The 21,564-nt window shown below is 39.2% G+C and carries 21 protein-coding genes; 7 read left to right on the top strand and 14 right to left on the bottom strand.

Going from position 1 to position 21,564, the window contains the following annotated elements; genetic code table 11:
• Nucleotides 1–89 precede the first annotated feature (89 nt).
• The 7 genes from PLZ15_03150 to sucC form a co-directional block, all read right to left on the bottom strand.
• Entirely contained in the window at nucleotides 90–1,688 is a 1,599-nt protein-coding gene (locus tag PLZ15_03150) for a hypothetical protein (protein HOI28732.1), read from the bottom strand.
• 166 nt (nucleotides 1,689–1,854) lie between these two features.
• Nucleotides 1,855–2,262: a YbaN family protein gene (locus PLZ15_03145; protein HOI28731.1), complete on the bottom strand. Its 408-nt coding sequence runs from the start codon at nucleotides 2,260–2,262 to the stop codon at nucleotides 1,855–1,857.
• Nucleotides 2,263–2,277: 15 nt separating this feature from the next.
• Nucleotides 2,278–3,144, bottom strand: a complete 867-nt coding sequence (rfbA, locus tag PLZ15_03140; protein HOI28730.1) for a glucose-1-phosphate thymidylyltransferase RfbA — start codon at nucleotides 3,142–3,144, stop codon at nucleotides 2,278–2,280.
• A gap of 22 nt (nucleotides 3,145–3,166) precedes the next feature.
• Complete coding sequence (locus PLZ15_03135; GenBank protein ID HOI28729.1) at nucleotides 3,167–3,931, bottom strand: hypothetical protein; 765 nt, start codon at nucleotides 3,929–3,931, stop codon at nucleotides 3,167–3,169.
• Between the two features lie 85 nt (nucleotides 3,932–4,016).
• Nucleotides 4,017–5,354 (bottom strand): hypothetical protein, encoded by a 1,338-nt coding sequence (locus PLZ15_03130; protein ID HOI28728.1) that lies wholly within the window; start codon nucleotides 5,352–5,354, stop codon nucleotides 4,017–4,019.
• 139 nt (nucleotides 5,355–5,493) lie between these two features.
• On the bottom strand, nucleotides 5,494–5,865 hold the full coding sequence (locus tag PLZ15_03125) for a hypothetical protein (GenBank protein HOI28727.1): 372 nt from the start codon (nucleotides 5,863–5,865) through the stop codon (nucleotides 5,494–5,496).
• Between the two features lie 50 nt (nucleotides 5,866–5,915).
• Nucleotides 5,916–7,136, bottom strand: a complete 1,221-nt coding sequence (gene sucC, locus PLZ15_03120; GenBank protein HOI28726.1) for an ADP-forming succinate--CoA ligase subunit beta — start codon at nucleotides 7,134–7,136, stop codon at nucleotides 5,916–5,918.
• A gap of 142 nt (nucleotides 7,137–7,278) precedes the next feature.
• Here sucC and PLZ15_03115 point away from each other — a divergent pair, with 142 nt between their 5' ends.
• On the top strand, nucleotides 7,279–7,533 hold the full coding sequence (locus PLZ15_03115) for a hypothetical protein (protein ID HOI28725.1): 255 nt from the start codon (nucleotides 7,279–7,281) through the stop codon (nucleotides 7,531–7,533).
• Nucleotides 7,534–7,578: 45 nt separating this feature from the next.
• Nucleotides 7,579–8,217 carry a YceI family protein gene (locus tag PLZ15_03110; GenBank protein ID HOI28724.1) on the top strand — a complete coding sequence of 213 codons (639 nt, stop codon included), beginning with the start codon at nucleotides 7,579–7,581 and terminating at the stop codon, nucleotides 8,215–8,217.
• A 24-nt stretch (nucleotides 8,218–8,241) separates the two neighbouring features.
• On the opposite strand, the gene PLZ15_03105 is transcribed toward PLZ15_03110, so the two are convergent.
• The 5 genes from PLZ15_03105 to PLZ15_03085 all read right to left on the bottom strand — a co-directional run bounded on the left by PLZ15_03105 (nucleotide 8,242) and on the right by PLZ15_03085 (nucleotide 13,539).
• Nucleotides 8,242–8,949 (bottom strand): hypothetical protein, encoded by a 708-nt coding sequence (locus PLZ15_03105; GenBank protein ID HOI28723.1) that lies wholly within the window; start codon nucleotides 8,947–8,949, stop codon nucleotides 8,242–8,244.
• Nucleotides 8,950–8,960: 11 nt separating this feature from the next.
• Nucleotides 8,961–9,797: an ABC transporter permease gene (locus PLZ15_03100; protein ID HOI28722.1), complete on the bottom strand. Its 837-nt coding sequence runs from the start codon at nucleotides 9,795–9,797 to the stop codon at nucleotides 8,961–8,963.
• Nucleotides 9,794–10,717, bottom strand: coding sequence for an ABC transporter ATP-binding protein (locus PLZ15_03095; GenBank protein ID HOI28721.1), 924 nt, complete (start codon nucleotides 10,715–10,717; stop codon nucleotides 9,794–9,796). The genes PLZ15_03100 and PLZ15_03095 overlap by 4 nt, the downstream gene beginning before the upstream one ends.
• 83 nt (nucleotides 10,718–10,800) lie before the next feature.
• Entirely contained in the window at nucleotides 10,801–12,609 is a 1,809-nt protein-coding gene (locus PLZ15_03090; GenBank protein ID HOI28720.1) for an MFS transporter, read from the bottom strand.
• Between the two features lie 12 nt (nucleotides 12,610–12,621).
• Nucleotides 12,622–13,539, bottom strand: coding sequence for a BadF/BadG/BcrA/BcrD ATPase family protein (locus PLZ15_03085; protein ID HOI28719.1), 918 nt, complete (start codon nucleotides 13,537–13,539; stop codon nucleotides 12,622–12,624).
• 281 nt (nucleotides 13,540–13,820) lie between these two features.
• On the opposite strand from PLZ15_03085, the gene PLZ15_03080 reads away from it, so the two are divergent.
• The 5 genes from PLZ15_03080 to PLZ15_03060 all read left to right on the top strand — a co-directional run bounded on the left by PLZ15_03080 (nucleotide 13,821) and on the right by PLZ15_03060 (nucleotide 19,257).
• On the top strand, nucleotides 13,821–14,294 hold the full coding sequence (locus PLZ15_03080) for a YbaK/EbsC family protein (GenBank protein ID HOI28718.1): 474 nt from the start codon (nucleotides 13,821–13,823) through the stop codon (nucleotides 14,292–14,294).
• 116 nt (nucleotides 14,295–14,410) lie between these two features.
• The gene (locus PLZ15_03075) at nucleotides 14,411–14,836 is read left to right on the top strand and encodes a lipocalin family protein (protein HOI28717.1); all 426 of its coding nucleotides are present in this window, start codon (nucleotides 14,411–14,413) and stop codon (nucleotides 14,834–14,836) included.
• A gap of 234 nt (nucleotides 14,837–15,070) precedes the next feature.
• Entirely contained in the window at nucleotides 15,071–16,288 is a 1,218-nt protein-coding gene (locus PLZ15_03070) for a pyridoxal phosphate-dependent aminotransferase (GenBank protein ID HOI28716.1), read from the top strand.
• Nucleotides 16,285–17,931 (top strand): phosphoenolpyruvate carboxykinase (ATP), encoded by a 1,647-nt coding sequence (gene pckA / locus PLZ15_03065; protein HOI28715.1) that lies wholly within the window; start codon nucleotides 16,285–16,287, stop codon nucleotides 17,929–17,931. The genes PLZ15_03070 and pckA overlap by 4 nt, the downstream gene beginning before the upstream one ends.
• A gap of 132 nt (nucleotides 17,932–18,063) precedes the next feature.
• A complete protein-coding gene (locus tag PLZ15_03060) occupies nucleotides 18,064–19,257 on the top strand; it encodes a pyridoxal phosphate-dependent aminotransferase (protein HOI28714.1) in 1,194 nt (397 codons plus the stop codon).
• Here PLZ15_03060 and PLZ15_03055 read toward each other — a convergent pair.
• Both PLZ15_03055 and PLZ15_03050 read right to left on the bottom strand, forming a co-directional pair.
• Complete coding sequence (locus tag PLZ15_03055) at nucleotides 19,254–20,132, bottom strand: shikimate dehydrogenase (protein HOI28713.1); 879 nt, start codon at nucleotides 20,130–20,132, stop codon at nucleotides 19,254–19,256. The two genes, PLZ15_03060 and PLZ15_03055, sit on opposite strands and share 4 nt — an antisense overlap.
• Before the next feature lie 6 nt (nucleotides 20,133–20,138).
• Complete coding sequence (locus PLZ15_03050) at nucleotides 20,139–21,563, bottom strand: tetratricopeptide repeat protein (GenBank protein ID HOI28712.1); 1,425 nt, start codon at nucleotides 21,561–21,563, stop codon at nucleotides 20,139–20,141.
• Nucleotide 21,564 lies beyond the last annotated feature (1 nt).

The following is a 21,564-nucleotide window of genomic DNA, read 5'->3' as shown; positions in this document are numbered from 1 at the left end:
AAAATCAAAAAGGATAATAAGTTTCGAATATGAGGTGCTGCCCAACACACGGGCTGTAAGAAGGCTATGGAATCAGATACTTTTATTAGTTATATCTGCTGGGGCGGCTGGTCTTCCAGTTTCTTTTCGTGTTCGGAGATTCTGAATTTGAGATTCTTCTCCATTGCTATGAGCTCTGAAATTTTTGCCGTGAATTCCTCTTTCTGAGATTCCACCTGTGCTGTTTCAAGTTTAAGGTCTCTTAGCTCATTGCGTAACCGGACTATATGGTTCCTTAGATCATCAAGCTCTTTCTGGTTCTCAATAATCTCCTGAACAATCCTCTGTTTATTCTCCTCCAGGTTCGAATAATTTTCACTACCCTGTGCGAACACAAGCCGGAATTCCTTTTCGATAATTTCCTTTTTACTCTCAAGATTTTCAGTATCCGACCTTAATTGCTGGAAGTAAATCTTCTGACGATTCAATTTATCTTTAAGAGTTGAGAGTTCTTCATTCAATTCGCTCTGCTGCTCCTTAAGATTGCTTATAATTTGTTCTGTAGTACTTCTTTCTTTCTGAAGAATTTTTGTCATCCCGCCGTATTCTGCGATCTGGGATGTTTTTTCAAGAAGAATTCTTTCTTTGGCGGAAATCTCCTTCTCCTTATCAAAAATCTCCTGTTTAACCGAAGTAAGCCTGTTTTTTGATGTACTTAATTCCTCGGTGAATTTAAGAAGTACCTGCGAAAGATTATTCTCAAGCTGCAGGTGACTCTCTTCAATATCAAATTTTCTTTTCTCAAGATCTTCGGCGGTCTTCTGCTTTAGAACAATTACCTCATTCAGTTTTTCCTCTTCATTCCGGAGCTGAAGAATCTTATCCTGTATTTCACTTTTTACGATTTCGAATTTTCTTACTTCATCGGAGAGGAAATTTTTTTTCTCCGACAGATTTTTAACATCATCTTCGATTTTCGCAACAGCTTCTTTATGATAATTGAATTTATATTCAAATTCGTCGAATTCCTTCTGCCGGGACCGGATTTCATCAATAATCGAATCTCTTTTCAGGGAGTATTCCGTAAAGACTCGCTCTTTTTCTGCGAGCTGACCTACGAGAGCCGCAATTGCTGTTTCCAGATTGGCTTTAATATCCTCGTTCAGACTAATCTTTTCGTCAAGAGATTTTATGATGCCGTTCTTTTTCGATTCTTCTGATTTAAGGAGATTTAACTTCTGATGGAATTCTTCTTCGGCTTCTTTTACCTTGTAGATGGAATCCTCTATGTTTCCGCCGAATTTATTGAGAGTCTCGTTGATTCTGTTCTCTTCCTGCTTAAGAAAAGCCACATTCTGATGAAGTAAATTCTGCTGATCGGTTAATTTTTCCAGCAGTTCCTTTTTGTCTTCAATTTCTCTTAAAAGATCTTCTGAAACCCTGCTGTCAGAACCGATGGCTATCATACTGTTCTTTAGGGCATCGTTCTTGGTTTTAATTTCTTCATCCAGATTTTTAATCTCTTTCCTGAGATTTTCATTTTTATGCGATATCTCAAGAAGTTCTTTCCTTGAGTCGTTTATCTTGGATTCAAGTTCGCTGAGACTTTGATGTTTCTGAACAAAGGAATGAAGTGTGTTTTTAAGTTCGTCGTTTTCTTCAATTAATTTTTCAAGCTCACTTTTAGTCTTGGATGAGAATAGCCCCATTCTCGTGAGTCTCCTTAATTGATCTGTAAGATGTTTGTTTTAATAAAAGGGAATGTAGAAAGATTAATTTCTGCCCCTTTTATTCATTAAGCTTTCGGCTAAAGATAATAAACTTTACTAAAATAAGCCTCAATTAAATATTTGTTTCCCGGTTTTTAGGAAATGACTATTCAGTCTCTCCTACAACGTCTCTTTCATCTCTTATTGTTTTCAGCGATAAGATGTAAGTGCTTACACCTATTGCTATCGAAATAAGAAGTAATCTTACCCAGAGTGAATCAGTAAAGAAATAAGCCGATGAGCCGATGGTCAGGTAGAGCATTCCAACGGCAATTATCTTGGATTTAAGGGGCATCCCCCGTTTTTCGCGGTAATCCTTAATAAACTTTCCGAAACGGGGATGATTGATCAGCCAACTGTAAAATCTATCCGAACTCCTTGCGAAGGAAGCTGCCGCAAGAATGAAGAACACGGTGGTTGGCATCAATGGCACAAAGATCCCGATAATTCCTAGTGCGACAAAGATCCAGCCAAACCCGATTAAAATATATTTTAAAATTTTTTTTGGATTCACTTTACAAATGATCAGTTATAAATCGGAAATCAGTTTTTCCAGATATTCCCTGTAGAGAGACCCGGGGAGAGTTTTAACCAGTTGAATAAATTCGTCCTTTGTTATAAATCCTTTCAATAAGGCGATTTCTTCAAGACAGGCGACTTTTAATCCCTGTCTGTCTTCAATAACGCCGAAAAAGTTCGATGCTTTCAGAAGGGCTTCGGGAGTTCCGGTATCGAGCCATGCAACACCTCTGCCGATTTTTTCAACGTGAAGTTCACCCAGTTCGAGGTATTTTTTATTTACATCTGTTATTTCGAGTTCACCGCGGCCTGAGGGTTTTAAATTTTTAGAAATATCCACAACCCGGTTATCGTATACGTAAAGACCGGGAACAGCATAATCCGATTTAGGATTCTGCGGCTTTTCTTCAATGCTTATGGCTTTTCCCGAACTGTTGAATTCAACAATACCGTATCTCTGGGGATCGTTCACTTTGTAAGCAAAGATTGTAGCCCCTTTTTTTGATTGTTCTACCGACCTGTAAAAGAAGTCGAGTTTACCGTAAAAAATATTGTCACCCAGTATAAGGGAAACGTTGTCATTGCCAATAAATTTTTCTCCGATTATAAAAGCTTCGGCTATTCCGTTCGGCGCTTTTTGAATTTCATATTGGAAATTAACACCTATTGAAGAACCGTCGTCAAAAAGCTTCTGGTAGAGGGGGATTGTTTCACTGTTGGAAATAATAAGAATATCGCGAACGCCGGCAAGCATCAGTACGGAAAGAGGATAGTAGATTAAAGGTTTATCGTAAATCAGAGTTAATTGTTTACTGTAGATTTTGGAAATTGGGTACATCCGGGATCCTGACCCGCCTGCTAATACTATTCCCTTCATATATAAGTCCGACTGTTAGTGTTTAATTTTCGACCGTAATATAAGCCGTTTTAAGTAATATTTCCTTTTCATTAAAAAAGTTGATCTTATAATTACCGGGCTTTTCGAAACGGTAGCGGAAAAATGCATCGTACCAGGAGGAATTTATTTTATATTTTTTTGAATCAATGAATTCCTCGTAATCTGTCCCTTTGGATTTTTTCCGCCAGATATTTACCAGTAAAAGATCTGTCTTTAGCGGTTTCTGATTTACCATATAGATGTAAGTTTCGCCATTCTGAAACTTAAGTGAGATTTCGCTTTGTTGATTAACAGGCTTACCGTTAAAAATCTTTTCACAAAAAACAATCTCTAAACCGGGTAAAAGCTCTGGAATCTTTATCTCCTGAATCTTCTTACCTTTTTCGCGGACTACTGTTACTCTTAATGATGCGATTACTTTTCTGTTAAAATCAGTAAACCTGATTTCATAATCACCCTCCTCTTGGAATCTGTAGTTATATATCAGCCAGTCATTTTTTTTAGGGGGCCTTATCATCTCGTTTATTCTCCCGGCTCTGGATTGATCTCCGGATTTCTCAATAGTCAGAAACAAAATATTCTGTTCAAAATTTTTTCCATTATTATCAAGCAGAATAGTTATAATAAGATCAGCAGGGATCTGTTGATTATAGAAAGGATCTATCGGCTCACCGTATTCTGTATTCCCTCTGGAAATAAAAATCTGCTGCGAATGCAGTTCAACCGTTAATAATATCAGAAGTGAAAATAAAGTTTTGCTTAACATAACCGGAAGATTTTTTGTACGGATAAAGGTAAAAAAAAAGAGCGGTAAAAAAAAAGCCGGCTGAATCAACCGGCTTTTGTAAAAGCTATTTTGTAAATGTAACTATGTTAATCATTTTCGCCTGATCATCACCACTGTTTACCGTAGAAATGCTTCCGGTATATGTATTTACAGTGCCTTTGTTTATAACCCGAACCCTGTAATTTGTTGTAGATCCGCCATACAGGTTTATCTTAACGCTGTAAGAGCCGGACGGCATAGTTTTAAGGCTGTAAATATTTTCTATTGCGTTTCCGGAAGTATATCTCCAGTCCCTGTCAAGTTCTAATGAGCCGTCGGATGATTGTTTTGAACTGTAGTAGACATGCATATTACTTGGCCCAAAGAGATGAAGATCTACGTCGGAACTCGTACTCTGATTGTTAACCCAGGTTAAAGTTGCCTGGAAATCCCCTGTGCCGTATGTAACTGTAGGCACGGCCCATCCTGTCGGAGGACCTTCAATCCATTGTCCGCCTCCGGGCATTGAAAGTGAAGTCCATCCGGAACCGGATGAGAGGGGGCCTGAATAAGTGACAGGCTGAGAAATTGTACCGGTTGCAGGAACACTGTATGTATACATCTTAGGAAGCGAGCTTAATGTTCCGGGGGTTGTTCTTGTTACCCATAACTGATATGTGGCCTGAACAAGATGAATTCTTGTAGGAGGCCGCGGTCCGCCGGTTGGATTCGATCCGGTCGATCCGGTCGAACCTACAATGTTACCGCTGTACCAGGAAGCTGCCTGCCATGCGTATTTAAAGTTGCTTACCGAAGCTACGGTTAATGTGTAATAATAAGTGTTGTCGCTCGACATAAATTCAAATCCGCCGTCTGAGTCTTCTGCCATTGCTTTGGGGGCAGATTGACCGACTTTTGCAACGACGAAATAACCGAGCTGCATTACGTCGGCACCGATAAGTTTGTTATCCTTATCGATTGAAGAGATCGGAATTATTTTCCAGGATTCTGACAAGACATCGTAGAAAAGCAATTTCAGTTCGGAAGGATCGGTTGTGTTTTTATAGGGGAAAACAACCCGGACCGGCCAGCGGAAAGTAAATCCATCCGGACCAAGTTTGGTGTATTCACCTCTTTTCTCAGCTGAAGAAGAGATCTGTTTTGGAGGAGTAACAGGAGTTTCAATTGAGAATGTAACATTAGCGCTCTGACCGTTCTGATTTGCAGGAACCGCCCCCGGAATAATAGAAATCTGATAACCGGAATTTGTTTTGACTGTGCCGTTCTGTAACGACCCGATTGTTCCAACCGCTTTCTCTTCCTGAGATTCAGGTTCAGTTGGACCTTCATCTTTTTTACAGGAGGAACTGTTGAATAAAAATGCGACACTAATCAGTAACAGGAGTGATAAAAATTTTTTCATGCACCCTCCTCTAAGGTTTGCTAGGATTAAGCAATTAACAATCACTTAATCTCCGTAATAGACAATTGCAACTACTTCAAATGCAACTTAATGATTGAAGAGGAAAAAAGATATTGGTAAAATTAAATTGTGCGGGATGTCAATTAGTTCGAACTACTTTTTCTTGGGGAATATTAGACAAATAGTCTACTATTGGTTGGATAAGTAATTTCGCTTTTCTGTTTGAATATGCTGCAAATTCATCATGGCTAAAAATTTTAGAAAGGGCTTTTACGGTTTCAGAAATTATATAAGAGATGTTTGTTTCCCGAATTACAAGATCGGACGGAAGTAAAAATACGGTATCGAAAATTGAATATTCTGCAATTTCCAGAAGTTGATCGAATGAAAGATCATCCAGCCTAAGGCCGGTAGAAATTATTCCGGCCTTCTGCCTGAACTTAAGCTCGAACTTCATACGTTCTAATAGAAGCGCAAGAGCTGCTTCAACTGTAATTCTTATTTCAATCATAAAATTAGCACTCCTTCGGGATTATCAATACCCCGAAGGAGCTCCTTTCACTATACTTCAATGTGTAAAACCGATGTAACTTTATGTGCGGCATCGTGAAGCGATGTAGCAACTTCAAAATTCAATCCGGAATTTTCGAGCATTACTTTGGCCTCTTCGGCATTTGTTCCTTCAAGTCTTACAACAACAGGAATTTGCACATGAATTTCATTTACGGCATCAATAACACCCTGTGCAACACGATCGCACCTCACTATTCCTCCGAATATATTTATCAGTATTGCTTTTACATTCGGATCGGCCAGAATAATCTTGAATCCGTTCGCAACCGTTTCTTTATTTGCTCCGCCGCCTACATCAAGAAAGTTGGCAGGTTCACCGCCCGCCAGTTTGATAATATCCATAGTTGCCATGGCAAGTCCCGCGCCGTTCACCATGCACCCTACGTTACCGTCGAGTTTAATGTAATTTAAATTGTACTTTGATGCTTCGATCTCGAGAGGCTCCTCTTCATCCAGGTCGCGGTATGCTGCTATATCGGGGTGACGGTACATTGCGTTGTCGTCGAAATTCATTTTCGCATCCAGAGCAACAACTTTATCATCGTTTGTTATTATGAGAGGATTAATTTCGAGAAGGGAAGCGTCTGTAGCTTCGTAAGCTTTATACAACTTGATAATAAATGGGATGAAACTTTTAAAAGCATTTCCTTCCAATCCTAAACCGAAAGCAAGTTTTCTTGCCTGGTAAGACTGGATTCCGACTGATGGGTCAATCCATTCTTTAATTATTTTTTCCGGAGTCTCTTCGGCAACTTTTTCAATTTCAACTCCGCCTTCTGTTGAAGCCATAATTACATTCTTCGAAACACTTCTGTCCAGAAGTATTCCTAAATAAAGTTCTTTTTTATAATCCAATCCTTCAGTTATAAAAAGTGTTTTAACTATTCTCCCCTCGGGACCTGTCTGATGAGTAACGAGCAGGTTACCTAGCATTCTGGAAGCGTAGTCCTTCGCTTTATCTGCAGAAGTAGTAAACTTCACTCCGCCTTCCAAAATCAATTCCTGTTTATTGTAGGGATTATATAATCTTCCTTTACCTCTTCCGCCGGCGTGGATCTGTGATTTAACTACAAATTGATTGATACCGCGAGATTGCAATTCTGCAATTGCCTGGTCGAACTCGCCGATTTTTCTAATTGCAATTCCATCCTGAACAGGAACGCCGAATTTTTTTAAAACTTCTTTAGCCTGATATTCGTGTATTTTCATGATTTATCCCGATAAAATTTTCTGGTTAGTGGTTAATAGCGCTCAAAAATTAGTTTATTTCGTCATTAGATTCAATTTTGTGAACGGCAATCGACTTTTTTTTGTTTGGAAATTAAAATCAAACGGATCGTGAGCTGGGTTTATGAATAAAAAACAGAAGATTGTATTGTTTGCCGCCGGATTGATCCTGCTTTCAGCAATAACTATCTGGCTGATTTCCGGCGCGGAATTTTTTACCAAAACACAGGTGATTGTTGAATCGAAAGATGAATTATTCGGATGGACTGAAAAAAAGTGGATCGATAAATTTGTTTTGGGACTTGATCTCACTATTATAATTTCACTAGTTACACTTCTTGCGGGTGGTTTCCTCGTTTACAAATTCCGCCGGAAGTAAGATTAATTTTCATTTTATTTAATTAATTAAGAAAGAAGGGAAAATATGAATAGATCAATGAAATTTTTGGTTTTGTTTTTTTTCGTTTTCAGTTCCTTAATTGCTCAGGGCTTCAAAGTAAAAACATCCGGTACTCAGGCATTCAATTTTGAAGATAAGAACGGCAGAAATCAGGTTACTTTTTTCAGCGCAACACCTGTTGAAGATATAACCGGAACAGCTAACGGTATTTCCGGAACGGCGACCTTCGATATTGCAGATTTTGCCCGTACAATGAAAGGAAGTATTGCTGTTAAAGTTGCTTCTATGAACACCGGTATCGAATTAAGAAATCAACACCTTCGCGGGGCCAACTGGCTTAATGCAGAAAAATTTCCCGATATTGTTTTTACTATTAAACAGGTCTCCGGTCTGAAACAGTCGGGAGACAATAAGCTGGAATTTAAAGCAAAAGGCGATTTCACTCTTCACGGAGTGACTAAAGAAATTTCTGCCGATGTTGAGGCAACTTATCTGGAAGAAAGTGAACAAACTAAAAAGCGGGCACCCGGCGACCTGCTTGGAATACGGGCCAAGTTCAACATCAGACTTTCCGAATTTGGTGTTAATAATCAGCTGATTGGGAATAAGGTTGCCGAGAATATTGAAGTGAGTGTCAATATTGTGGGATCTAACAAAAATTAAATTCCGAAGGGGAGAAATAATTTATTATTTCTCCCCTTTATTTTTCTGCTCAAAAAGACTATCGGGTAATCCGGTATTAATCTTATAGCCGGTGTAGGTTATATACACTTTCCCGCTCATTTTTAGATTTCTTCTCCCCGGACCTTTTTCTCTATTCGAATCATCTTTACCGTCTGTAGCATTTTCCGGAATGTCCATATTGCCCAGATTAAAAGAAAAAACTACCTGAGAGGGAAGTCCCTGATTTTTATTTTCGTATGAGAGTTCAACGTGAAGAGTTCCGGAACTCTTTCCGGTTGTTTCAATTTTACGAATTACTTTCTGATCCTGGTCGATCCACAGGGTTGAGAGAATTACATCAGAAGAATCACTGTTCGGAATTATTTTTACTACATCGAGGCTGTTGCCGCCTGACTGTTCCGATTTAACATAAATGGCAGTATAATCTCCCTGAATAAACTGCATAGGCGAGAAATTAGTGCTCTGTTTCGGAAGCATCGCAAAACCTTTGGAATCAACTTTAACTTTGTCCGGCTGCTTAAAATAAATGGTAGCTTTTGTATCAGGAACTTTAACCATGCTGAAATCAATTTTGATCTGAACATCAACCGTATAGTCTTTAATCCTTTCAAATTTATCGACTACTTCTTTTAATATTTTATCAGCGGTTTTCGGCTGCGCAAATATTACCGCGGAAAAACTTAGTATTATAATAAATATCGATTTTTTCATCAGAATAAACCTCAGCTTAAAATATCTTTTTTGAGGAAAAGGTAAGTAGTAATTAAATATAGAACTATTATATGTCCGAACAGGATCAGCCCGGAATTTAGAATTCTGGAATAATCCACCGGGTCACCAAAAAAGGCATCCCATTGAGTCATATGCGAAGTAAAAAAATAAGGTGAGATTTCTTTCAGGAAATCGATCGGAAGAGCCGAAAGAATTATAAGAATAATTATGACGGCCATGCTTGTAACAATAGGACCTATGGCATTTTCAACCATTGAAGAGAAGAAGAAAGCAAGTGTAAATACCGTTAGCATACTCAGCAAAGAATATGCATAAGCGCCGGCAAATCTCCAGAGTACATCGTCTGCTGCAAAGATAACCAGTCGCCCTTGAAAAGAAATCAGTTCACCTGTACCGAATAAAAGAAGGCTCACACCCAGACTAAGAAATGCCAACCAGGCAAGCAGAAGAAAAACATATATAAAACCGGCAAAGAATTTTGCCGTTACAACCCGGAATCTGGAAATTGGTCGTGTTAGAAGCATCCTGTAAGTACCGGCTGTGGCTTCGCTTGCAAGAAGATCGCCTCCTACAAGCACAATTAAAAACGGGATGTGAATATATAATGCGGTTAACACTATTTTGGCAATTAGGTAGCCGTTTAACAAATTACCGACGAAGAAAAAGGAATCCTGTAAATTTCTTGTGATAGCATCTACATAAGCATCTCCTTCAAAGTAGAGAGCTGTCTGTACTATCGGAACAAGAACACCGATAGCAATGAAACCTATGTAGGTTCTCCATTTCTTAAAAATCTTTTGAAGTTCGATGACGGTTAGAGTAATCATTTCCCGCTCCCCTCTGTAATCTTAAGAAAGTAGTCTTCAAGCGATCTTACAGGAACAACAGCGCTAACCATAAATCCTTTTTCAATAAAAAATTTATTAAGGAGAGCAATTTCATCTTTTAGTAATTCAAAGTATAATTCCTTCTTGCTGGATGAAGTGAACTTTTCCCTCCATTCTGTTCCTTCTAATGCTTTAACGGCATCATCGATTCTGTCTAACTCAAATGTTACACTCAGTTTGTCGACATTGAGTAGTTCGTCAACAGTACCTTCAACCTGAGTGGATCCTTTATTAATAATAATCATTCTGGAAGCGATTATCTCAACTTCTCTAAGAATATGTGATGAGAGGAAAATAGTTTTATTTTTTGTTCTGCTCAGGTAAAGAATCAGGTCTCTTATTTCTTTCATTCCCTGTGGGTCCAGCCCGGTTGTAGGTTCGTCAAGAATAATAAGTTCCGGGTCGTGCAAAAGTGCCTGTGCAATTCCGAGACGCTGCTTCATTCCATGTGAATATGTTTTTACTTTGCTTTTTGCACGCTTTGCCAGTCCCACAAGTTCAAGCATTTCCATAATCTTGTTTCTGGAAACATCTGCACCGGAAAGCTTGCCGAGAATTTCAAGATTCTTATAAGCCGAGAGATAAAGGTAAAAATCGGGCTTTTCCACAATAGCCCCAACCTTGCTCAGAATTTCCTCGCGGTTCTCTCTTAGTGGCTTGCCGAATATTTTTATAGTCCCGGAAGTCGGCTTGATTAGAGATAGAAGCATTCTGATAGTTGTACTTTTACCCGCACCGTTGGGTCCCAGAAATCCGAAAACATCCCCGCGGTATACATTGAGATCGAGATTGTTAACCGCGGTAATATTTTTAAATTTTTTTGTAAGACCCCTTACTTCAATTATTCGTTCGGAATTCAAATAATCACCAAATTATTGTTTTATTAGACGCCGGTATACCTTCATTGTTCGGATCAATCTTTATAAAGTATATCTGATAATGATTAAGATTCCTCAACAATCCGATCTTTCTTTTTGCCGAAAGTCGGATCAATTTTAATAAACTTTGCAATCAGGAACGACGGAATAGTTGCAACTAAAACCCAGATGAAGAAATATTTATATCCTATCGATTCCTGAATCATCCCGCTGAACATTCCGGGAACCATCATCCCCAGCGCCATAAATCCCGTTGCTATTGCATAATGGGATGTTTTATAGTCTCCATCCGAGATATAAATCATATACATTAAATAAGCTGTGAAGCCGAAACCGTAGCCGAACTGTTCGAGTGCAACACAACTATTAATTATTAAGAAAGATTCAGGCTGCATGAATGATAGATAAACGTAGACCGCATTAGGAAGATTAATAGCAGCGAGCATCCACCAGAGCCATTTTTTCAATCCGCCTTTAGAGATTACAATTCCTCCCAAAATTCCACCCAGAATTAGAGCGACAATGCCGACGGTTCCATAGACAAAGCCCACTTCCGAAGTAGTTAATCCTAAACCGCCAGTGTCACGCGGGTCGAGCATGAAAGGGGAGGCCATTTTTACCAGTTGCGATTCCCCGAAACGGTAGAATAAAAGGAAACCGAGTATAACAACAATTCTTTCCTTCTCGAAAAATCTGATAAATGTTCTGAAAAATTCATTGAGCGAATTAGAACGGTGTGACCGTAAAACTGAAATGTCCTGAGCCGGTTTAGGTAGAATTACTCTGTGATAAAGTGAAGTTATTATAAAAAGTATGGCTACAACTCCGAATGTGAAAACCCAGGCAAGAGGAATTTTTTCCGAGTGGGCTAAAAACGTAGCTTGGACTTCGCTTTTAATTGATGGATCGATTTGAAATACAACATATGCCGGTTTATTCCAATTCTCAGATGTGAATTTTAGCGATCTTCCTTCGATGATATTAATTCCAGCTGAACCTTCTGTCTGATTCAGTTCAATAAAATATTCATCACCATAATCAGGTTTATTGGATAAATGGAGTTTAAGAATGGCAACATTTCCGGCCGTCTCGTCTCCCGATGATGTGTCGGCAGGAGGCATTAAATTCTGTTTGAATCCGTTCATTATGTTGAACTTGTTGCCGAAATTAAGTAGGAAATCGGCTGATTCTTTTGAAACAGATTCAGTTCCAATATATACTACAGGCGGATTTGCAACTAATTTGATTTTGCCTTCAACCGGTTTTATCGCCGATGAATCGAGCTGGATTGTATTTTCAAGCTGAGCACCCGGTTTTGAAATCACTTTAAATTCAGCCGGACCAATTGAAAGTGTGGTTTCCAGAAAACCTGCAAGAATTACTAAAAGACCCTGGCCGGCTATCATCGCAATCCGGTAAAACGTACTTCTAATTCCGACAAAGAAAGACTGCTGACTCTCCGATAGTGCGAGCATATAAAATCCATCCGCCGCGATATCGTGAGTTGCAGAACTAAATGCGAGAAGCCAGAAGAATGCAAGTGTGAACTGAAAAAAATCAGGGATCGGAATTGTAAATGCTACTCCGGCCATTCCAGCACCAATTATTAATTGCATTGTGGTGATCCAGAATCTCTTTGTGCGAAGCAGATCTACTACCGGACTCCATAACGGTTTAATAACCCAGGGTAAGTAGAGCCAGCTTGTATAGAGAGCAATTTCGGCGTTAGAAATTCCGAGCCGTTTGTACATTATGACCGAGACAGTAATAACAATAACATAGGGAAGTCCTTCTGCAAAGTATAATGAGGGAATCCAGGACCAGGGATTAGAATTTTTTGTTTTCTTTTCTTGAATGGATTTTTTCACAATCATAACAAACCGGAATTATTTTAGGAATTTGAGATTAATTTTTTTTGCCATCATTACTGCGCCGATCTCCGGAGGAAATTCGGGATTTTTGATTATTATGCCGGGGTAATATGACATAATTTTTTCTTTAACAAGAGATGAAAAATAATTCTTCTTATTCAACAGACTACCGCTCAGGCATAATCGGAAATTTTTGGACATTAACTTTCTGGTTATCGGCTTTAAGTGCATTATTAGCTGCTCAGCCTCTTCGTCAAGGATTTTGCGGCAGGACCTGTTGCCTCGATCTGCTTCGGATATTGCAAATTCGGCTAATCCCGCAATCTGGAATTTCTCCGAGTGAACCATGGAAATTAATTGACTTGAATCCCATATACCGAATTTTTTCTGAAAGGATTTTAAAAGTTCTTTGTCGTTTACCCTTCCGTCTAGAGATCCGGCAATGCTTGATAAAACTCTTCTTCCAATTGAATAACCGCTTCCCTCATCTCCTATAATTCTCCCGAACCCTCCAGCCCGGAAGAGATTATCCTTTTTATCTTTCGCAAAAGCTATAGAGCCGGTACCTGAAATCAGGATAGAACCGGGAGCCCCTGCGAAAGCCCCTTCCAGAGTGATCCGTATATCGGTTGTGATTTCGAAAGGTGGTAGTTTGAAACCGGTTTCTCTACTCTTAATTTTTAAAATCTTCTTCAGTTTGTTGGAGTTATTCTTTAATCCTGTTCCGGCAATTCCAATTTCACAAAATGAGATTTTTTTAGATGAACCGGTTTTCTTGATCAGTTTCAACAATGTCAGGGCGGATTTTTCAAATCCAACTACTAAAGGATTAGTTGCCGGACCGGTGGCAGAACTCCGGATAAAAAGATTTTCGTCGGCAAGCACACATATAGTTTTAGTGCCTCCTCCGTCTATTCCTATATAGTATTTCATACGGATATGATCTTTAGAAAGTGCTAAGATATGCAAAATAGCCAAGAGTTAAAAGAACCGGTTATCCATATACTATACGTGAGGATTGGTTTTCTGCAATTGATTTAATACCTATTAGTAATTAAATTGTTACCGGTTCTCTTCTTCAAATACATTATCTCGCAAAAATTAATCTGCTCCTGATAAAATAAATTGATAACAGTAGTCAATTTAAATTGATAAGTAATAGTATCCTACTCCGGGCATCAGCATATTAATCAAAACATTTAACAGGAGGTTATATGCCGTCGAAAAAATTAAAAGAATTTTTAGATCAGAATAAAATCAAATATGTAACAATAAAGCATTCAGTTGCATTTACAGCACAGGAGATAGCTGCATCGGCTCATATCAAAGGGAGAGAACTTGCCAAAACTGTTCTTATAAAGATTAACGGCAGGATGGCAATGTGTGTTCTCCCGGCGTCATACAAAGTTGATTTCAACCTACTTAAGCAAGCCGTTGAAAATGATAATGTCCGTCTGGCAAACGAAATGGAATTTAAGGATAAATTTCCTGAGTGCGATGTTGGTGCAATGCCGCCGTTCGGTAATCTATATAATATGGATGTATATGTTGCTCAGAGCCTTCTCGACGATGACGAGATAGCGTTTAATGCCGGAACACATACAGAACTGATTCAGATGTCCCTGAAAGATTTTCTTGATCTTGTAAAACCAAAGATTATCAAGTTTTCATTCCCGACAAAACTTTGACTTGAATCAACACCGGTATTTTACTCTATGCCCTAGGTTGTTAATAGCTTGTTTGGTTCTGATATTGTTAATAGATTTGAATCATATTTTATAAACCATTTGTTGAAAGGACAAAGATGAAACATTATAGTAAGATGCTAGTTATTTTATTATTTGTATCCTTATTCGTTGCGGGGTGTGATAAAGATGACGACCCGGCATCTTCCTCCGGAGATGAACTGGTTGGAACATGGGTACTAACAAAAATTACTCTTACTAGTCTGGGAAATACGGAGTTAACACCGCAGCAGGTTGGTTACAGCGCAACAATTATTATGAAAAGCGATAAAACCTTTTCGGCAACTTATACAGATTCCGACGGTACTACTACAGATTCCGGTACATGGAGTGTCGCCAACGGAAAGCTTTCTCTGAAAAGTTCACTCGGAGAAACACAGGAGCTTCCTTACGGAATGACCGGAAATAAACTGACTGTTGAGACTGTTCTGGAAGTGCCGACTTTCGGTGAAATACCTGTGCGACTTGAGTTCACGAAACAATAATTTTTACTTCAGAATTTATTCAGCGGCTGCGATACTTAGAAGTATTGCGGCCGTTTGCATTTTTGCCCTTCAACAAATTATAATTCCGGTTTTACAGGTTTATGCTTAAAATTGCCGCTTTTTGAGTTCTTTTGGACTTCAAACCATTAAATAGACTTGCGAATCATATTAAATGCCAATAAGTTTGACACACAATTTTTTCTAATTTTTGTCTATTCTAAACAGGAAATCATTATGAGTCTAAGTCAAATCGCACGATCGATCAAAGCATCTCCAACCCTCGCATTGAATGAAAAGGCAGCAATATTAAGGGAGAAAGGGGATCCGGTAATTCATTTGGGAGGCGGAGAACCGAAAAGCCGGGCGCCAATGGACGCACTTCTTTCAGCAGTAAATTCATTGAACACAGGTGAAATTAGATACGCACCTGCCGACGGAATTCCGGAATTAAAAAAATCAATTATCCGCTACACAGAAGAATACTATGGTAGAAAAGTAAATCCGGAGAATGTAATCGCTTCCGGCGGTGCTAAGCAGGCAATTATGGTTGCAATGCAGGCAATACTTAATCCTCAGGAGGAAATTATTTTCCCGGCACCTTATTGGGTTAGCTATCCCGATATGGCTAAGCTCTGCGGTGCAATACCGGTTTCTGTCCTTCCTGAAGACGGAACTTTTTATCCCCGTTTAAAAGATATTGAACAGAGAGTTGGAAGTTATACCAAAGCTATTATTATCAACAGCCCCAATAATCCAACCGGAGCTATGTATTCCGAAGAGTTTATTGCCGGGATAGTTGAATACTGCGAGAAGAAAGATCTCTATCTTATTATGGATGATATTTATCACCGACTGGTATTTGATGGAAGAAAACCAATTAGTGCCTACAACTTTACAAAGAAATCAGTCGAAGAATCCAAGATCATTATAATTAATGGTGTTTCGAAACAGTATGCCATGACGGGATTCAGAATCGGCTGGGCCGTGGGTAACAAAAAAGTAATTGAAGCTATGGCAAATATTCAGGGTCATCAGACATCGGGACCTTCAGTACTGCTTCAGAAAGCTGCTGTTGGTGCTCTCAACGGAATTCAGTCGAGCGTTGAAAGCCTGAGAGTAACTTTAGAAAATAATCGAAATGTCCTTATCGGACTTTTAAAATCATTTGACGGTGTAAAAGTTACGGTACCCGATGGAACATTCTATTGCTTCGCCGATTTCAGCGCATACGAAAAGGATTCGCAAAAGTTGTCGAGTTACCTGATAGACAAAGTAATGGTCTTAACCGTACCGGGAAAAGAATTTGGCCTCGATGGTCATTTAAGACTCAGCTATTGCGGAACGATTAAAGATGTTACAGACGGAATAGAGAGAATGAAGTGGGCTCTCGATCCGAATTCTCCGAATGAACTTTATATTGGCGATCGCAAATTAGTGAGGGACTGGTCATGAGTAAATATCTAGAATTTAATACGCCGGCAACCAAACAGGCACAGGAACTAGCATCGGACTTCCGATTAAAAAACCAGGGATTGGCTTATCTCGACCGGGTTTTCTGGAATCTTCCCGAAGAGGCTTTGTATGAAGAAGCCATTTTCCGTAATGAAGGTAAACTTGTTAAAGGCGGGGCTCTCCTGGTGAATACAGGAAAGCATACGGCAAGAGCCGCTGCCGATAAATTTGTTGTCCGCGAGGAATCTACAGAAAAAGATATCTGGTGGGGAACATATAATCGTCCCTATGCACACGCAAAATGGTCTCAGCTTATGGGTCGTTTACAGGCATGGGCGCAGGGTGAAGAATTTTTTGTTCAGGATGTTTACGCAGGTGCGGATCCGGATTATAAAATGCCGGTTAGGATTATTACGGAAAAAGCCTGGCACTCCCTGTTTGTAAGAAATATGCTCGTTACAACCAATGATAGGGATGAATTAAAGAAATTTGTTCCGGAGTTTACCGTAATTGCAGTCCCGGGTTTTAAAGTAGATCCTATTACAGACGGTACCAGATCAGAGACTGCGATCATTCTTAACTTCGATCAAAGGACGGCTATTATCGCAAATTCATCATACGCCGGGGAAATTAAGAAAGCAGTTTTTACCGTGTTGAATTTTCTGCTGACATATCAGGATGTTCTTCCAATGCATTGCTCGGCAAATGTGGGCGACAGCGGAGATGTTGCTCTGTTTTTTGGATTGAGCGGTACGGGAAAGACTACTCTTTCGGCAGATCCGAAAAGAAGGCTGATCGGAGATGATGAGCATGGATGGAGTTCACAGGGTGTATTTAACTTCGAAGGCGGATGCTACGCTAAAGTAATTCGTCTGTCTGCCGAACATGAACCGCAGATCTATGCAACTACCCACAAATTCGGTACAATTCTGGAAAACGTTGTTTTCGATCCTGTTTCCAGAAATATCGATCTTGATGATGACATACTTACTGAAAACACACGCTGCTCATATCCCATCGAATTTATTCCTAATGTTATTGAAGAAGGATATGTAAGGACTCATCCAAAAAATGTAATCTTTTTAACCTGCGATGCTTCCGGCGTAATGCCTCCAATAGCCAGATTATCACCCGAACAGGCGCAGTATCATTTTATAAGCGGTTATACTTCTAAAATAGCCGGAACCGAAATTGGACTTGGAATTGAACCTCAAATAACTTTTTCGGCCTGTTTTGGAGGACCATTTATGGTTCGCCATCCTTTCGATTATTCTGAAATGCTTAAACAAAGATTAATGAAACACAAGGCAACAGTATGGCTTGTTAATACAGGCTGGGTGGGCGGAAGATTCGGTGTCGGAAAGAGAATCAGTATCCGTCATACAAGGAATCTCCTGAATGCCGCTCTCGATGGCAAGCTTGATAAGGTCAAGTATCGTAAAGATAAACTATTCGGTTTCGAAGTGCCGATGAGTTGTCCGGATGTCCCGGAAGATGTATTGTATCCGGAAAACTCCTGGGGCAATAAGGATGAATACTGGAAAAAATATGATGCACTGGCCGCAAGGTTCATCGAGAATTTCAAACTATTCGAAGACGGTTCTTCAAAAGAAGTAATTGCAGCCGGACCCAAAAGAATATAGTAACCAATAGATTCGTTTTTTAGGTTCTGCCTGAATCAGGCAGAACCTTTTTTATTCCTCCTTTTTAATTTTAATTCCCGATATTATATTGAACCCCAATTTTTATTCCAGATTAAATGAAAGGACAATCATTTGACGTTGTCTAAAAGAATCAGCGGAATCGAAATCTCGCCGACTATGAAAGTTGCCCAGCAGGTAAAAGAAATGCAGGCCAGGGGAGAGGACGTTATTGATCTTAGTGTCGGCGAACTTGATTATTCAACTCCACCGAATGTTAAAAAAGCTGCTCAGCGCGCAATCGATCAAAACTTTACTAAATATACTATCAATTCCGGCATGGTAGAATTGCGTGAGGCAATTTGCAATAAGCTGAAACAGGAAAACGGGGTGGACTACTCGCCGAATCAGATAATTGTTTCCAACGGAGCCAAACAGAGCATATTCAACGCAATCCAATCAATAATTGATGATGGCGACGAAGTGATTTTCTCAGCACCCTTCTGGGTCTCATATCCGGAGATGGTTTCATTAGCGCAAGGTATTCCGGTTGTAGTTCCGACAGATGAAGAAAGCGGTTTCAAATTAACACCGGCAGGCTTAAAAAAATCTATTACATCAAGGACAAAACTGCTTATTCTCTGTAATCCCTCTAACCCGGCCGGCTCAACTTATTCACAAAAGGAACTGGAGGAGATCGCTAAGATAGTTGACGAGAATAATATTTTTGTAATCTCTGATGAGATTTATGAGAAGATTATTTATGATGAAAATAAGTTTGTCAGTTTTGCCGCTATTAACAAAAGAATTAAAGAACGTACAATTCTAATCAATGGTTTGTCGAAATCATATGCAATGACCGGCTGGCGGATCGGCTATGCTGCCGGTCCCGAATATATAATTCAGGCAATGAACAGGATTCAAAGTCATAGCACATCGAATGCATCTTCAATTTCTCAGGCGGCTGCTGTTGAAGCATTGATTGGAACCCAGGACTTTATTGATCAGATGAAGAAAGATTTTGTAAAGAGACGGGATTATATGTATAATGAATTAACATCGATAGATGGAATCTCATGCTATAAACCCGGCGGAGCCTTCTATCTCTTTCCTAACGTCTCGGCACTTTTTAAGAAGTCGGCGGGGGAATATTCTATTCACAATTCAATTGACATGGCAATGTATCTGTTATCGGCTGCCCGTGTTTCTGTTGTACCGGGAAGTGCATTCGGCTCGGAGGGATTCATCAGATTGTCTTATTCTGCATCAATGGAAAAACTTGAGGAGGCGGTTAAAAGGATTAAAATGGCACTGGGAAAACTTTTCTAATTGTTCAGATAGAATTCCAAAGCCCTGTGAACTTTTTCTACCTGCATTTTTTCTCCGGTCCATAGTTCAAAGGATCTCGCTCCCTGTTCAACGAACATTTTTAAACCAGTTATGATTTTTGCTCCGCGCTGCTCGGCCATTTTAAGGAGCTTGGTTTTAACAGGTGTATATACTACATCGAAAACAATCTGATCCTTTTTAAACGATTCAGGAATAGTTGTGGCGGCATCATCTATTTCGGGATACATTCCGATGGATGTTGTGTTGATGATTAGTTTTGAATCCTGAAGAATCTGAACCATGTCCGGCGGGACAAGATGATAGGCTTTGAAATTATTAAAAAGCATTTTTGAAGAGAAGTATTCTTTGAGAGATTCTGCAATCTGTTCGGTCCGGTTGATAATGTTAATATGTCCAACCTTGAAATTCCGGATTAAAGCATAAATAACGCTTCTGGCAGCTCCGCCGGCACCAATTATTGAAACGGTAGCGTTTTGAAGGTCGTCTTTAAATGGGTTCAGGGATTCTATTACTCCAAAGACATCGGTATTATATCCCCTCAGGATTCCATCGTCGTTCAGAACAGTATTAACTGCACCGATAATACTCGCTTCGTCGGAGACGTCTTTAAGTAGAGGGATAATTTTCTCCTTCAATGGAAGTGTAACGTTAAAACCTTTAATTCCGAGAGCAACTATTCCCTTCAATGAATCTTTCAATGAACTTGCCGGCACATCAAATGGAAGATAAATGTAATTCATACCTGAGAGTTCAAAAGCGATATTGTGCATCAGTGGGGAGTATGAGTGTTTGATTGGATGCCCGATAATTCCGATAATTCTTGTATTATGATTAAACTTATTTTGCAAGTTCATTTCCGGTTAAGGTTTATTATCATCTAATAATTTTGTAAATAATTTTGAGGATTTAACCTCTGGATAATCCCGCGTAAAATCATTTTTTATGTTGGGATCCAATTCAAAAGTTTTTTTAAGACAGTCGATGGCATCCTGAGTCTGACTGATTAAAAAATTAATTTTTGCTTTACTGTAATATGAATTGGCATGAGCAGGTTTCAGTCTAATACATTCATCGAAAGCTCCCAATGCGTCAATCCATCGGCCCATTTCAAAATATGTTTCAGCAAGTTTATACCAGGCCCCGAAGTTATCCCTGTTGAATTCAATCGCCTTTTTGAAACTTACAACAGAATCATTCAACTTGCCAAGAGAATACTCCAAATCAGCTTTTGCAAACCATGCATCTTCTGAGTTGCCGGTTAGAGAAATTGCCTTGTTGAAGTCTTTCAACGCCAGTTGAAATTTTCCGATTGAATCGTTGCAATATCCGCGGGCAAGATATGCCTCATAATATTCTGAATCGATGTTAATTGCCTCGCTGTAGCATTTGATTGCCTGGGGGTAGTTCTCCAGATCTTCGTAAATCTGACCCATATTGAATAGAATAGTTTCATCAAAAGGATCAACCTCATAAGCTTTTTTGTAAGCTGAAAGAGCTTCGCCGGTTCTTCCAACTTTTGAATAGGAATAACCGCAGTTAAACCAGGAACTGGCAAAATCATCTTTCAGTGCTATCGACAGTTCAAATGCGTTGATTGCTTTTTCCCATTGTTCCAGCCGCAGATGAACAATTCCTTTGTTGTACCAGCCGGTAAAATTATCGGGCTCATTTTCAAGATACATTTCATATGCATGGAGTGCGGATTTCAACTGATCTGTGTTTTCATAACAGTAGCCTAACTCATACCAGGATTCGGAATAATCCGGAGCAAGTTCAACAGCTTTTCTAAAAAAATTAATTGCTTCCTGAAACTTTTCTCTTTTTTCAAATAATATTCCCAAATTAAAATAGATCTCTTCGTTGGCCGGTTCAAAATTAAGCGCCTTTTTAAGCGATTCAACCGCTTCTTCAAACATCCCGAGATTATCCTCCGCAATTGAAATGTTGATGTAGGATTCAACATCATTTGGATTAAGGGATAGAGCTTTTTGAAAGCACTGATATGCCTGTTCGAAATCGAAAGTGTTGTTTAAAAAAATTCCCTTAAACTGCCATGTCTCGGAATTATATGGTGTTACAGTTATTAAAGCATCTGTAAGATGTAGACCGTCTTCAATAAAATCGTATTCCAGACAAAGCTGAATTGTTTCTTCAATAAAATCTATATTGGCAATTTCCTGTCCATTGCTGATATATTCCTTTGAAGTGTTAATTTTTGATATTATCTCTTTCTCATCAAAAAATCCGTCGGTATCATCATTCAGGTAATCCTCTGAAAAACTCATT

Source organism: Melioribacteraceae bacterium, assembly GCA_035362835.1.
Taxonomy (GTDB): Bacteria; Bacteroidota; Ignavibacteria; order Ignavibacteriales; family Melioribacteraceae; genus DSXH01.
Note: the sequence above shows the minus strand (reverse complement) of the source record. Positions and strands in the feature narration are given on the sequence as shown.

What these genes read in the sequence shown, in the direction of transcription:
- PLZ15_03150 (HOI28732.1), bottom strand. Translation starts at nt 1,688, where the DNA reads ATGGGGCTATTCTCATCCAAGACTAAAAGTGAGCTTGAAAAATTAATT.
- rfbA (HOI28730.1), bottom strand. Translation starts at nt 3,144, where the DNA reads ATGAAGGGAATAGTATTAGCAGGCGGGTCAGGATCCCGGATGTACCCA.
- PLZ15_03135 (HOI28729.1), bottom strand. Translation starts at nt 3,931, where the DNA reads ATGTTAAGCAAAACTTTATTTTCACTTCTGATATTATTAACGGTTGAA.
- PLZ15_03130 (HOI28728.1), bottom strand. Translation starts at nt 5,354, where the DNA reads ATGAAAAAATTTTTATCACTCCTGTTACTGATTAGTGTCGCATTTTTA.
- PLZ15_03125 (HOI28727.1), bottom strand. Translation starts at nt 5,865, where the DNA reads ATGATTGAAATAAGAATTACAGTTGAAGCAGCTCTTGCGCTTCTATTA.
- sucC (HOI28726.1), bottom strand. Translation starts at nt 7,136, where the DNA reads ATGAAAATACACGAATATCAGGCTAAAGAAGTTTTAAAAAAATTCGGC.
- PLZ15_03115 (HOI28725.1), top strand. Translation starts at nt 7,279, where the DNA reads ATGAATAAAAAACAGAAGATTGTATTGTTTGCCGCCGGATTGATCCTG.
- PLZ15_03110 (HOI28724.1), top strand. Translation starts at nt 7,579, where the DNA reads ATGAATAGATCAATGAAATTTTTGGTTTTGTTTTTTTTCGTTTTCAGT.
- PLZ15_03105 (HOI28723.1), bottom strand. Translation starts at nt 8,949, where the DNA reads ATGAAAAAATCGATATTTATTATAATACTAAGTTTTTCCGCGGTAATA.
- PLZ15_03100 (HOI28722.1), bottom strand. Translation starts at nt 9,797, where the DNA reads ATGATTACTCTAACCGTCATCGAACTTCAAAAGATTTTTAAGAAATGG.
- PLZ15_03090 (HOI28720.1), bottom strand. Translation starts at nt 12,609, where the DNA reads ATGATTGTGAAAAAATCCATTCAAGAAAAGAAAACAAAAAATTCTAAT.
- PLZ15_03085 (HOI28719.1), bottom strand. Translation starts at nt 13,539, where the DNA reads ATGAAATACTATATAGGAATAGACGGAGGAGGCACTAAAACTATATGT.
- PLZ15_03080 (HOI28718.1), top strand. Translation starts at nt 13,821, where the DNA reads ATGCCGTCGAAAAAATTAAAAGAATTTTTAGATCAGAATAAAATCAAA.
- PLZ15_03075 (HOI28717.1), top strand. Translation starts at nt 14,411, where the DNA reads ATGAAACATTATAGTAAGATGCTAGTTATTTTATTATTTGTATCCTTA.
- PLZ15_03070 (HOI28716.1), top strand. Translation starts at nt 15,071, where the DNA reads ATGAGTCTAAGTCAAATCGCACGATCGATCAAAGCATCTCCAACCCTC.
- pckA (HOI28715.1), top strand. Translation starts at nt 16,285, where the DNA reads ATGAGTAAATATCTAGAATTTAATACGCCGGCAACCAAACAGGCACAG.
- PLZ15_03055 (HOI28713.1), bottom strand. Translation starts at nt 20,132, where the DNA reads ATGAACTTGCAAAATAAGTTTAATCATAATACAAGAATTATCGGAATT.
- PLZ15_03050 (HOI28712.1), bottom strand. Translation starts at nt 21,563, where the DNA reads ATGAGTTTTTCAGAGGATTACCTGAATGATGATACCGACGGATTTTTT.